Here is a 12,573-nt window from a genome sequence, read left to right as displayed (position 1 = left end):
CGACCCTCATATAAAAATGGTTTCGCATATTCCATATTAGGAGGTATACACAAGTGAAGGTACAAAAGTGGGTCTCGTCTGGTTTATCGCTCATGCTGGTCACAGCCATGCTGATGGGCTGCAGCGGAGGCGATGGTAAAGAGGCAAAGGGCAATGAAGGCAAGGAAGGGAAAGAGGCTGCAGAAATAACGTTTCCTTTGACCGAGCCGGTCACGATGAAGTTTTTTGCAGAGAAGTCTCAGCTGGTGACCAAAGATTACAATGATCTGAAATTTTACAAGGACCTGAAGGAGGCCACCAATGTCAATATTGAGTGGGACCTGGTCACCAGTCAAAACAAGGTAGAGAAAAAGAATCTGATGTTCGCGAGCGGTGATCTGCCTGACGTTATTTACGGAGCGTACTCATTAACGGACCCGGAGATTGTGAAGTATGGTGCCGAGGGATCTATTATTCCGCTGAATGATCTCATCGAGAAGCACGCGCCGAATATATCGAAGCTCCTGAAGGAGAATCCGGACTTTGCGAAGATGGCTACCGCCCCGGATGGTAACATCTATTCGGTCCCTATGATTCAAGAGAACGAATCTACAGCGTTTAGCTCCGCCATGGTCATTAACAAGAAGTGGCTCGACAAGCTTGGCCTTGAAGTGCCGACGACGACGGATGAGCTGGAGCAGGTGCTGAAGGCGTTCAAAGAGGGCGACCCGAATGGCAATGGCAAGCAGGATGAAATTCCGCTGAGCTTCGTTTATGGTAACCATGCGCGCGGTCCTGGCCCGCTTTCCGGCTCGTTCGGCATTATGGACGATCCTTACCATCACACATACATCGACAATGGCAAAATGGTATTTGCTCCGGCACAGGAGGGATACCGCAGTTACGTGGAATATTTGAACAAGCTGAATCAGCAAGGTTTGATTGACGAAGAGGTATTCACTCAGAACAATCAGGTCTATGAGGCCAAAATCAAAAACAGCGAGCCGATCGTCGGTGCGTTCTTCCACTTCCGGATCTCTTCGGTGATTCCGAAGGAGCAGGTTGGTGATTACGCGTTCGTGCCTGCATTGAAAGGTCCGAACGGAGACCAATCCTGGTATAAGCGCTTCATCAACTTCTCGCGCTCCGGCTTCGCCATTACACCGGCGAATAAGAACCCGGAACTCGCGATGAGATGGATTGATCAGAGCTATACGGAGGAGCAGGCTTTGAAAATGTTCTACGGCCCGGAGAATGTGAACTGGAAGAAAACCGCCGACGGCAAGATCGAGCACCTTCCGGCTCCGGAGGGAATGAGCAATGATACGTTTACGTTCCAGGATGCACCCGGCACGTTCGGTGCGTCGGCGCTGCTGAAGTCCACGATGGATAAGATTATTCTGGATGAAATCGGCAAGGAAATCGAGCAGATGGTTCAATTGTATCAGCCGACGGTCAAGTTTGAGAATCGTGGCAATCTGCTGCTGACTCCAGAAGACAATGAGCAGCTGTCGGTGATTGAGCCGGACCTGAGCGGCAAGAACAACTATATCGACAAAATTACCGCCAAGTTCGTCATTAACGGAGTAACCCAAGGCGATTGGGACGCGCATCTGGAGCAGCTGAAGACGCTGCGTGCAGACGAAATGATTGATATTTATCAGCGGAATTATGATGCCACTCTGAAATAAGGAGCGGAAGCCTCCAGTACATTCATGAGATGGAGGGTTTCATGAAGTCATAACCAACCCCAAAGGACCGATACGGCAAGATCGTATCGGTCCTTTGAATTATCTGCTCTCAAGCTGCTGTTGATGCTCCCGCTCAAAATCAACGATCCAGTCTCCCTGAACCGCGGCATAGCCTGTATCCCCTTCGGTAACAAGACCGTACAGCTTTTTCACGTCCAGATATTCCTTTCGCTCCCCGTTGTCAAATTCCAGCGTAATGTAATAGTACGTTCGGGATGAGCTGCTGTGGTGGTGATCATGATGATTGCGGCTGGAGCCGGTCACCTCTGTCCGCTTGGAAATAATCCGGGCATACGAAGACTCCCGGGGAGCGCGGGCATTCTTGGCATGCTGCACGGCGTTGCGAATGATGGTGTATAGAATAAACACAAATACGATACCGAATATAATCGGAAACACGTTAAACATAAATTCAAAGACAGGCCCCGGCCCACCTCCAAATCCACCTCCAAAGCCCCCATCCATCGGATCTGAGAACATATCATTTTCCTCCTTCATACGGTTATGGTGATTATTGTTATACGTTACCATACTGCGAGATGTTTCAGTAAAAAAATGATCCGCACCTGCAGTCTAACCTCAAATTTTTGATATATATAGCACATTTACCTCGGATGACATGCTCTTAAGGGTAGCCTTATGATAAAGAGAGCAACGGGTCTGAAGTGATATGCCGGGTGAGATCCCGGCTCCTGGAGGTGGAAGGGTGATTCACAGGCTGTTGATGGACGGGCTGCCGCAGACCATGACTAAGCCTCGAAATGTTGCGCAGGAGGAGCTGGAGCGGCGGCGTCTTGCATGGTATTACAATCATCTTCTGAAAACTGTGTTGCAGGGAGAAACGGCTCCCGCCCTGGAGCGGGAGCTGTATGATCTATGGCGCATCGAAAGCGAGGATGCGTTAAGCTGCATGCTGATTCAGACCCGCGAACAAAGCCCGCTGCTTCAGAAGCAGGTTCAAGAGAGCCTGTGCCTGTCCTGGGATCAGCTGTTTACAGATTCTGCAGGCCGGCTGCTGGTCATATTAAAAGCTCCCCAGACCGTTGATGCTGCAGGAGAGCAGCTGTACAGCCGCCTTGCCTCTGTATGGCCTTCAGTGCTGATCGCCATAAGTCCTGTGATGAGGGGAAGAGGTTCTATTCAAGCGTTATATGCCAGTGCATTAAAGCTGCTGCTACAGAAGCAGTATGAAGCTGGAAGCGGCTTTATAAGCGGAGGAAGGCGCAGCGCTGCAGTGGCGGAACTCACCTTGGAGGACGATGTACACCTGGAGGCGGCAAGAATCGAGAAGCACGAGCGGGAGCTGTTTGTAAGAGAGCTGGAGCAGGTTCTCCGCCTCACGAAGAAGGGAGTCCCGGATGTTGTCATGATTCGGCTTCGGATTTCCATGCTGGAGCTGGAGGTGTGCAGCCGGATTACACAGCTTGGCGGTGACGTTGCTCCCCTCCTAGAACGTCTCAGGTACCGGTCTGGGAGCCTGGAGGAGCTGAGCACTTACCGCACACTGAAAGCCTATGGCCTTACCCTATATGATGAGGCGGCTGTCCTTCTGGATTCATTGCACGAGGGAAAGGAGAGCAGTCCTGTAGAGCAGGCCATCTCCCGGATCGATCAGGAGTACAGAAGCGGCCTGCAGCTTCAGGAGCTGGCCCGTGCCGTTCATGTGAACCCTAATTATTTGGGATATATCATCAAGCGCAGAGTCGGGGTTTCCTTCAAGGCCTATATTCACAGCCGGCGCATTGAAGAAGCCAAGCGGCTGTTAAGACATACCGGGAGCAGCATACATCAGATTGCCATGGAGGTCGGTTATTCCAACGCGGATTATTTCATCCGTATGTTCAAGCGGACAACAGGGCTGCTGCCCACGGTGTACAGACAGCAATAAATCAGGGCCGAAGCTTGCCGTGACGCCTCTTTTTGCCAGACGGGATACCGGAAGGAGGGAGTATGCTTGGGATCATTCACATTCAAAGACCGGAAAGAAAGGCGTATAGCCAGTGAGGGTTGGAGGCCAAGGAAGACAAGCTCTTTCATGAAGGGAAGCCATCTGCTATGTGAGGGGCTGTCAGCGCACAACAAGCAGCAGCTCATTCATCTGGCGGCACAGCAGGAGGCTCGGAGTACAGCCTTACAGGCTGTGCTCCGAGGACATGGGCTGTCTGAGGAGGCCATGGCCATCCTGCAGTCGCTGGACCTGTCAGGGGCTAGATGGCAGGTGTGCTTGATCCACAGTGCCGATCCCTGCTCACGCGATCTACAGCAGCGGCTTCAGCATTTTCTTTGGGAACAGGAGCAGCTGTATCTGCTGCCGCTGACCGAGCGGCAATGGGCCATCGTGTTTGCAGTCAGAGGATATGGGGCGGAGCGGGAGCTGGACAAGCGGCTGCAGGATCTGTCAGCAAGGCTGGCACGCTTTCGGACTCACATGGCTTGCGGGTCCAGCCAAGCCTCGATTCTGCATATAGCGGCCAGCATGCGGGATGCGCAGGAGGCCATAGCGCATAAATTTTATGACATCACATATATGGGGGTCCTGAGCATTCACTCGGTGCAAGGGAGAGGCTTCACGAACGGTTATGGCGAAGCTGCACCGTGGTTGAACCGGATCTTGGGGTCGCTTGCCACGCTGGATTGGGCCGAATATGTAGACGCGGCCGCTGCAGCGGCGGCAGGCTTCAAAGCGCGCCGGGTGCATCCGGAGCAGGTGAAGACCATGACTGCATACTGCATGCATCACGTCCGGGAGTATGTCCGGGGGTCGATGTCTCGGCATCCTGCCGCCGCTGCCGAGCCGCCGGATTTCCTGGAGGTGGATCTGTCTGTTATCGGATTAGATGCGCTTATGGAGCGGGTGTCCCAGTATGGACAGGCATGCTTTCGGCAGCTGCTGTTGTGCAGGGAGGAGGAGGCCCTCGGCGTTGTCCAGGAAATCAATGCGTATCTGAAGGAGCATTACCAGGAGAAGCTCAGCATAAAAAGCCTGGCCAAGCGATTTTATCTGCATCCCGCGTATCTTGGACAGCTGCTGAGGAAGAAGAATGGAGTCAGCTTTCATATCTTCGTCCACGATCTGCGAATACAGGAAGCAGCCCGGCTGCTGCAGGAGGTACAGTATAGCATCACCGAAATTGCCGAGCGTGTCGGCTATAGTAACTACAGCCATTTTTTGAAGGAGTTTGAGAAAAGGCTTCACATCTCCCCGATGAAGTACAGAAAATCTATTCCCAGTTTAAAGGAGCATCTGAAACCATGACAACCGAAAGCAAAAAGCCCAACGAGCCGCTGGTAACCCATATCTATACGGCGGATCCCTCGGCGCACGTATTCAATGGACGTATTTATGTGTACCCTTCGCATGATCTGGAGCATGCAGGAGAAACGAACGATAATGGCGATCAATATGCGATGGAGGATTACCATGTGCTGTCTATGGATGCGCCGGGCGCACCGGTGACAGATCACGGCCAGGCGCTGCACCTCAACGACATTCCCTGGGCGTCTGCCCAGCTGTGGGCCCCGGATGCTGCCTCAAAGGACGGCAAATATTATCTGTTCTTCCCGGCAAGAGATCACGACGGCATCTTCCGAATTGGCGTCGCCGTCAGCACGGCGCCGGAGGGTCCGTTTCAGCCGGAGGCAAGCTACATGGAAGGCAGCTTCAGCATTGATCCGGCGGTCTATGTAGATGATAGCGGACTGGCCTATATGTTTTTTGGCGGCTTGTGGGGCGGGCAGCTGGAGAAATGGCAGGAAGGCAGCTTTAACCCGGAAGGGGAGGGTCCTGCCCCCGATGAAGCGGCAATCGGTCCTCGGGCAGCGCTGCTGTCATCCGATATGCGGTCCTTTCAGCACGAGCCCAAGGAGATCGTCATTCTGGACGAAACAGGTCAGCCGCTGCGGGCCGGGGATGAGGAGCGCCGATATTTTGAAGGACCCTGGATCCACAAGCATGAAGATCTGTACTACTTGTCCTACTCCACCGGAACGACCCACAAGCTGGTGTATGCGGTCAGCGGTGATCTGTACGGTCCGTACACGTATCAGGGCGTGATTCTGGAGCCGGTCATCGGCTGGACGACCCATCATTCCATTGTGAAATTTCAGGACAAATGGTATCTGTTCTACCATGACAGCTCTCTCTCCGGCGGCGTGAATCACCTGCGCTGTGTGAAGTATACGGAGCTGACCTATAACGAGGACGGAACCATTGTAACGATACAGCCCTATTGATCACGAGATCCAAGGCCAGGCCGAAGTGTCTGGCCATCACATTTTTTATGCGCTTTCATTGACAGGCACGGGGCGGAGTGCTATCCTCCTAGTCAAAAGAGACGGCCAATAAAACAGTAAAGAATGTGATAGAGATGCAGCCTTCCAGATGGCGGCTTTCAGGCTTGCTGGACAAATATTTCAGCGGTGAGTCGATGGATTATCGGCAGATTTTTGCCCTGTTCTTGCCGATTCTGGTGGATCAGGCTTTCATTATCGGCTTGAACCTGATTAATACCGCCATGATCAGCTCCTCCGGCGTATCCGCGGTCAGTGCGGTCAATATGGTGGATTCGCTCAATATGTTTATGATCAGCCTGTTTGTCGCGGTCGCTACCGGCGGAACGGTGGTGGTGGCGCAGTACAAGGGAAGCGGCGATAACTACATGGTATCGAGGGCTGGAGCAGCAACGGTGGCCTCGGTCAGCATGATTGCCTTCGGGATCGGCATGCTGCTGGTGGCATTTCACAATCCCGTGCTGTCGCTGCTATTCGGCTCGGCCTCCCCGGAGGTGCTGGGCAACGCCCGAACCTATCTCATCGGCAGCAGTATATCCTATGTCGGTATCGGGATCGTTCAGGCGGTATGCGGGGTATTGCGCGGGATTGGCCGAAGCCGGGCTTCGCTCGTGCTCTCGCTGATCATGAATCTTCTGTATGTGGCGCTGAATGTTGTGTTTGTGCTGCTGATGGATATGGGGGTCAACGGCTTGACCCTGGCCATTAATATTGCCCGCTATGTCGGTGCGGCTTGTGCCCTGTACTATCTGTTCAAGCTGGACGGGACTCTTCATCTGCGGGTCCGCGATCTGTTTCATTTCCCGGTATCCATGCTGCGCAAGATTATGTTTATCGGGGTTCCCTTCGCGGCCGAGCAGATGTTCTTCAACGGCGGGAAGCTGCTCACACAGATCTTCATTGTCAGCCTGGGCACCTACGCCATCGCGACCCATGCGATCAGCGGCGCCTTGGCCGGTATTACCCAGATTCCCGCGGCAGCGTTATCGCTGACGATCGTCACGGTCGTTGGCCAGTGTATTGGGCGGGGGGATATTCAGGATGCGCGGAAGTTCATCCGTTCCTTTCTGTGGCTCGGTTCTCTATCGCTGCTGCTGACCGGATTGATTGTCATGCCGCTGTTTCACCCGCTGGTCAGCCTGTTTGATCCGCCGCCGGACATTGTGGATGATCTGTTCCTGGTCCTGCTGATTAACACGATTATGCAAGTGCCGTTATGGTCAGTCAGCTTCGTTCTGCCTTCCGCGCTCAGGGCGGCAGGAGATTCCAGATTCACCTCCATCACCTCCATGCTGACGATGTGGCTGTTCCGGGTCATTCTGGGCTATGTGCTCGGTATTACGCTGGGTATGGGCATTCTGGGCGTTTGGCTTGCGATGAATCTGGAGTGGGGCGTGCGGGGAGCCGTCTTCCTCTGGCGTCTGCGAGGGAAGAAGTGGTATGCGCACAAGCTGATCTAACAAGACAAAATGAACCTCTATAGAATAGCTGGAGCCCAATGCTCCGCTCTTCCGTAGAGGTTCTTTGCTGCTCTCATTCTTTCAGGGAGAAATAATCGAAGTCCGCATGGAGGCGTTGACCGGATAAATCCTGGGCGCAGACACCGACAAAGGTTCCGGTAAAGCCCCAGTCTGTAAAGACACCGTTCTGAAAGGTGGTAGCAGCTTCATCCGAGAGGCAGCCGGCATCAAGGGCAGGGCCGATGGAGCTCCAATGTGAACCGTCCACGGAGGCATAGAACTGCAGGACATCGTAGTGAAAGCATACCTTCAGATAGACCGGCTCGGTGCCGTGAAGCGGCATCGGCTCTGTGAGCTCATCATATTGTCCCTGCACGACCGAGATCAGGTGAAGGCACTTGCCGGCCGCTTCTTCTCGGGTGACGTGAACGTAATAGTAATTCTTCGTGTTGTAATAAGCGATGAGCCCTGCCATCTGCTGAAAGGACTTCGGCTCGAATTGAAGCCGGGTTTCGACTTCACACGTAAACGAGGCCAGCCGTTTGGCTGTAAGGCTCTGAGCGTGCCAGGAGTTCAAGGACTCGCGTCCCCTCAAGCGAAGCCATCCCGGCCGCTCCTCCAGGCTGAGCCAGGAGGGATCGGCCGGCTCCCGCAGCGTGCTGAACGAAGGACTGAGTGCCGGATGGTCAAAATGATCCAGGGCCGGCTCCTTCTCCACAGGAGCCAGCGGGAGCGCAGGCCCGGCGACCTTCTCCTGCGGCAGGTGCTGCGGATCGGCAACGCGCAGCCAGCCGTCATCTGTCCAGTGACAGCGCTGAATCGCCGTCTCCCGCCCCAGATGGCATTGCTTTCTTCCGGGCAGCGGCCGGGCGCATAGGTGAGCTATGTACCATTCTCCGGTGCTAGTCTGAACCAGGCTGCCATGGCCGGCCTTCTGCAGCGGCAGGGACTCGTGATGGCTAGAGGTCAGCACGGGATTGAGCGGATCGACCTCATATGGACCTGTCAAGCTTCTGGAGCGCGCAAGCGTCACCGCATGCTCATAGCCGGTGCCGCCTTCAGCAACGAGGAGGTAATAATAGTTCTCTATGCGATAAATATGCGGACCCTCGGTGCAGCCAAGCGAGGTTCCCTCAAAGATCGTATGAATCGGGCCAACCAGCCGCTGTTCTTGCACGGAATACTCCTGCAGCACAATACCTTTAAAGGGATTTCGGCCCTTGCGGTGATCCCATACCATATTGACCAGCCACTTCTTGCCGTCCTGGTCATGGAACAGAGACGGATCGAAGCCGCTGCTGTTCAGGTACACCGGGTCCGACCAGGGGCCTGTAATATGCTTTGCGGTGACTACATAGTTGGGAGTGTCTTTATAGACACCGGTCAAGCTTCGGACGTTGGTATATACCAGATAATATAACGCGCCGTCAAAGCTGAGATGCGGTGCCCAGACACCGCCGGAGTTCGGATTGCCGGACATATTCAGCTGCTCCCGGCGCTGCAGCGGATGGGTCAAGAGACGCCAGTTCACCAAATCCCTGGAATGGTGAATCTGCACGCCCGGAAACCATTCAAACGTCGATGTCGCAATATAATAATCCTCCTCTACCCTTAGAATAGAAGGGTCCGGGTTAAATCCCCGCAGAATCGGATTGGTAATCATGTGCATGCAGTGTCACTCCTATCATGTTGAAATGCAGGCTCTCTATCTGCGGGCTAGCCCTTCACGGCTCCTGCTGTAATGCCTGATATGAAGTAGCGGCTGGAAGCGACGAACACCACCAGCAGCGGAATCGTTGCCAGGAAGGTACCGGCCATAATGACCGAGACGTCACGGAAGTACACCTTATTCAGATTCCGCAGCGCAATCTGGATGGTGTGCACCGCCGAATCCTTCAGGACGATCGAGGGCCAGAGAAAGTCGTTCCATTGATACATAAAGGTCAGAATAGCCAGCGTAGCCATGGCCGGCGAAATCGTGGGAAGAGCGATGCGCCAAAAGGTCTGAAAGTTGGAGCAGCCGTCCATTCTGGCAGATTCTACGAGCTCCGGATGCAGGGTCGTATCCATATACTGCTTGATCCAGAAAATACCGAAGGCGCTGACGAGGCCCGGCACAATAAGGGCATTGAAGCTGTTGATCCAGTCCAGGCGGGTCATAATCATGTAGGATGGAACCAGTCCAAGCTGGCCCGGGATCATCAGGGTACCGATGATAAATACAAACAGAAAGTGCTTGCCCTTAAACTGGAGTCTGGAGAACGCGAAGGCCGCCAGCGCACAGAAGAATAGCTGGGCAATGGTAACGGTCGTAGATACGAACACCGAATTGAGCAGGGCTCCTGCAAAATCAATCTGATCCAGCATCGTCTGCACATTCGTGATAAACAGGTCGCCGGGAATGAAGTTCGGCGGAAACTTGTTTGCCTCCGAGGTGGGGTGTGAAGCGATAACCAGCATCCAGTAAAAAGGAAACACGGACACCAGAAACGTCAGAATAAGCAGGCTGTAGGTAAGCAGGCGTTGTAAAGATTTCATGGTTTCCTCCTATTGGGCAGAGTTGATTTTTTTGGTCAGGAAGTTGTTGAACATCGAGAACAGCAAAATGATCAGGAACAGCATCCAGGCGATAGCCGATGCATAGCCGTAATTGTTATTGGTGAACGCTTCGGTGTACAAATACAGCACCATCGTCAAGGTCTGGCCCTCAGGTCCGCCTGTAGGTCCGGAGAAGATGAGCGGCTCGACGAACAGCTGCATCCCGCCAATCGTAGACATAATGACTGTAAAAATAATCATGGGCCGGATCATCGGAATCGTAATTTTAAAAAATTGCTGTGTCCTGGAGGCGCCGTCAATTCTCGCCGCTTCATACAGATCTGCCGGAATACTCTGCAGCGCCGCCAGATAGATGACAGCATTATATCCGGTCCATCTCCAGATCACCATGACCGCGACCGCAAACTGAGCTCCCCAGTAGGAAGCGCCCCAGTCATATTTATCCAGGCCAAGCTCGGAGAGGAAATAGTTGATCAGGCCGTAATTGTATCCGAAGAAGCTGCCGAAGATGACCGCCACCGCAACGAGTGAGGTAATGTTCGGAATAATGACGCCAAGGCGGAACAGCTTCTTGCCTTTGATAAAGCGCTGATTCAGAATATTAGCCAGCACCAGGGCGAGAAACAGGTTCGGGATGGTGGACATGAGCCAGATGCTGAACGTGTTCAGGACAGATTTCCAGAACTTCGGATCATCTGTAAACAGCCAGATATAGTTTTGGAAGCCGATGTATTTCTTGGTGCCGAGCACATCCCACGAGAAGAACGATATATAAGCCGACCAGAAGACAGGGAAAAGCGTAAAGATTCCAAATATTAAGAAAAACGGCAGTAAATAAAGATAAGCAGACACATGGTCCTTGAAGGATTGTTTATGCCATAGCTTGGATTCACCAGGTGTGTTCATTATGGTCCTCCTTTAGAAGAGGATGCGCCGAACGGAGCAGATGTCCATCGGCGCATCAGGAATGATGAAATTGGAATGACAGGTAAGCTTAGCGGCGCAGGTCGCGCTTGATTTGATCCATCGCTGTTTGCCATGCTGCATCGGCAGCTTCTCCGTTGCGCTCTACGTTAGCGAGTGCCTGCAGGATCGGGGTATCCACGGTAATGTGGTCTGGTCCAAGATAGACAGGAACGACTTTCTTCGCAGCATCCGAGAAGGTTTTGCCCAGAGGTGCGTTCTGGAAGAACTCGTCCGTGTACGTCTGGATCGCCGGATCATCATACACTGCCGGTGTGGACGGGAAGTTCGAGCCGTTCTCTTTAAACAGCTCCAGCTGCTGCTCCGGAGAAAGCAGCCATTTCAGGAACTCCATCGCTTCCTTCGGATGCTTGCTCTGGCTAGGAACGGTCATGAAGGAGCCGCCCCAGTTGCCGGAGCCTTCCGGCATCGGTGCCAGATTCCATTTACCGGAGGAGTCCGGCGCATTGCCCTTCATGTAGCCTACCATCCAGGATGGACCGAGCATGACGGCGAAGTCACCGTTGTTCATGCCTGCGCCCCACTCCGGAGACCAGGCCGAGATTTTGGCAGCCAGTCCGCTGTTGGCAATCTCGGTGGAGAGATCCCATGCCCGTTTGATGGCCGGGTTCGTCTCGACAATCAAATCGCCATTGCTGTTAAAATATTGTTCTTTCGCCTGTCCCCGAATGCTCTGATAGACGATATCGGCGCCATATACCATAGGCTTGCCGGTCTTGTCCTTGATGGTTTTGCCTACTTCAATAAATTTCTCCCAAGTCGGCATCAGCTCGGCAACCGCTGCCGGCTCTGTCGGCAATCCGGCTTGCTCAAAAAGGTCTGTGCGGTAATACATAGCCATTGGACCGACATCGGTAGGGATCCCGTAGATGAAGGAGCCGTCCTGGCTGGAAGCCTGAACGCGCTTCCATTCCAGATAGTCGCCCATGATGTCATTGGCGCCATGGTCGGCCAAATTGTGGAACAGCTTCTCATCCGACTTGAACTTGTCGATGAAGCCAATCTCGATCATGGCAATGTCCGGTCCGCCGCTGCCTGCCGCAAGCGCTGTCATCAGGCCGTTATGGTGATCATTGTATTCCTGGGTCTGTACATTAATCTTGATGTTCTCATGCTCCTGCTGATATTTCTCGATTAAGCCCTCCAGGCCCGTGCCGGTGAACATCCATAGAGATAATTCAACCTTGCCATTCGAGGCTTCCGATTTGCCTGCGGTCTCACCGCCGGTGGACGTGCCTTCCTCACTGTTGCCCGAGGAGCAGGCGGTTGTGAACACCAGAAGCAGACATGCCAGCAAAGTGCCCAAACGTTTTTTCATGGTAAAGAGCCCCCTGTATTCTTAGTTTTAAGGAATGTGAATCCTTGATACAAATTCTAGGGCATCCCCGTAAGCATCGGTATAGGAGGAACATTACATCTCTTGTATAAAATCGACTACTTTACGATGCCGGCGCAAGCGGGCTTTACAAAAGGTCATTTTTTCACAAGTTATCACATGTTTGGCCCATAGGCTGCTCCCTGCACGCCCAGTTACAATGAACCGTAATCAT

General features: G+C 53.4%; 10 protein-coding genes. 5 read left to right on the top strand and 5 right to left on the bottom strand.

The features are described 5' to 3' along the window. Positions 1-53 precede the first annotated feature (53 nt). On the top strand, positions 54-1,670 hold the full coding sequence (locus JJQ72_RS10375) for an extracellular solute-binding protein (RefSeq protein ID WP_208203616.1): 1,617 nt from the start codon (positions 54-56) through the stop codon (positions 1,668-1,670). Positions 1,671-1,769: 99 nt separating this feature from the next. On the opposite strand, the gene JJQ72_RS10370 is transcribed toward JJQ72_RS10375, so the two are convergent. Next, complete coding sequence (locus tag JJQ72_RS10370) at positions 1,770-2,210, bottom strand: DUF2500 domain-containing protein (protein ID WP_481856836.1); 441 nt, start codon at positions 2,208-2,210, stop codon at positions 1,770-1,772. A 226-nt stretch (positions 2,211-2,436) separates the two neighbouring features. Here JJQ72_RS10370 and JJQ72_RS20740 point away from each other — a divergent pair, with 226 nt between their 5' ends. The 4 genes from JJQ72_RS20740 (at position 2,437) to JJQ72_RS10350 (ending at position 7,480) form a co-directional block, all read left to right on the top strand. Next, positions 2,437-3,618, top strand: a complete 1,182-nt coding sequence (locus tag JJQ72_RS20740) for a helix-turn-helix domain-containing protein (protein WP_208203615.1) — start codon at positions 2,437-2,439, stop codon at positions 3,616-3,618. Positions 3,619-3,765: 147 nt separating this feature from the next. Next, on the top strand, positions 3,766-4,986 hold the full coding sequence (locus tag JJQ72_RS10360) for a helix-turn-helix transcriptional regulator (RefSeq protein ID WP_208203614.1): 1,221 nt from the start codon (positions 3,766-3,768) through the stop codon (positions 4,984-4,986). Next, complete coding sequence (locus JJQ72_RS10355) at positions 4,983-5,963, top strand: glycoside hydrolase family 43 protein (protein WP_208203613.1); 981 nt, start codon at positions 4,983-4,985, stop codon at positions 5,961-5,963. The genes JJQ72_RS10360 and JJQ72_RS10355 overlap by 4 nt, the downstream gene beginning before the upstream one ends. Positions 5,964-6,097: 134 nt before the next feature. After that, entirely contained in the window at positions 6,098-7,480 is a 1,383-nt protein-coding gene (locus JJQ72_RS10350) for an MATE family efflux transporter (protein WP_138224196.1), read from the top strand. A gap of 73 nt (positions 7,481-7,553) precedes the next feature. Here JJQ72_RS10350 and JJQ72_RS10345 read toward each other — a convergent pair whose 3' ends face one another. The 4 genes from JJQ72_RS10345 to JJQ72_RS10330 form a co-directional block, all read right to left on the bottom strand. After that, positions 7,554-9,149, bottom strand: coding sequence for a glycoside hydrolase family 43 protein (locus JJQ72_RS10345; protein ID WP_208203612.1), 1,596 nt, complete (start codon positions 9,147-9,149; stop codon positions 7,554-7,556). A gap of 47 nt (positions 9,150-9,196) precedes the next feature. Then, positions 9,197-10,018, bottom strand: a complete 822-nt coding sequence (locus JJQ72_RS10340; RefSeq protein WP_138224198.1) for a carbohydrate ABC transporter permease — start codon at positions 10,016-10,018, stop codon at positions 9,197-9,199. A 9-nt stretch (positions 10,019-10,027) separates the two neighbouring features. Beyond that, positions 10,028-10,945 (bottom strand): carbohydrate ABC transporter permease, encoded by a 918-nt coding sequence (locus JJQ72_RS10335; protein WP_138224199.1) that lies wholly within the window; start codon positions 10,943-10,945, stop codon positions 10,028-10,030. 88 nt (positions 10,946-11,033) lie between these two features. Beyond that, positions 11,034-12,341 (bottom strand): ABC transporter substrate-binding protein, encoded by a 1,308-nt coding sequence (locus tag JJQ72_RS10330; RefSeq protein ID WP_208203611.1) that lies wholly within the window; start codon positions 12,339-12,341, stop codon positions 11,034-11,036. Between the last annotated feature and the right edge of the window lie 232 nt (positions 12,342-12,573).

The organism is Paenibacillus sp. F411 (assembly GCF_017582705.1).
In the GTDB taxonomy this organism is placed as follows: domain Bacteria; phylum Bacillota; class Bacilli; order Paenibacillales; family Paenibacillaceae; genus Paenibacillus_AQ; species Paenibacillus_AQ algicola.
The sequence above is the reverse complement of the archived record's forward strand: the minus strand, read 5'-3'. Positions and strand labels throughout refer to the sequence as shown.

Bases quoted from the DNA above. Each gene is read 5' to 3' on its own strand.
- JJQ72_RS10355 (WP_208203613.1), top strand. From the start codon at position 4,983: ATGACAACCGAAAGCAAAAAGCCCAACGAGCCGCTGGTAACCCATATC.
- JJQ72_RS10335 (WP_138224199.1), bottom strand. From the start codon at position 10,945: ATGAACACACCTGGTGAATCCAAGCTATGGCATAAACAATCCTTCAAG.
- JJQ72_RS10340 (WP_138224198.1), bottom strand. From the start codon at position 10,018: ATGAAATCTTTACAACGCCTGCTTACCTACAGCCTGCTTATTCTGACG.
- JJQ72_RS10370 (WP_481856836.1), bottom strand. From the start codon at position 2,210: ATGTTCTCAGATCCGATGGATGGGGGCTTTGGAGGTGGATTTGGAGGT.
- JJQ72_RS10360 (WP_208203614.1), top strand. From the start codon at position 3,766: ATGAAGGGAAGCCATCTGCTATGTGAGGGGCTGTCAGCGCACAACAAG.
- JJQ72_RS10345 (WP_208203612.1), bottom strand. From the start codon at position 9,149: ATGCACATGATTACCAATCCGATTCTGCGGGGATTTAACCCGGACCCT.
- JJQ72_RS10330 (WP_208203611.1), bottom strand. From the start codon at position 12,341: ATGAAAAAACGTTTGGGCACTTTGCTGGCATGTCTGCTTCTGGTGTTC.
- JJQ72_RS10350 (WP_138224196.1), top strand. From the start codon at position 6,098: ATGCAGCCTTCCAGATGGCGGCTTTCAGGCTTGCTGGACAAATATTTC.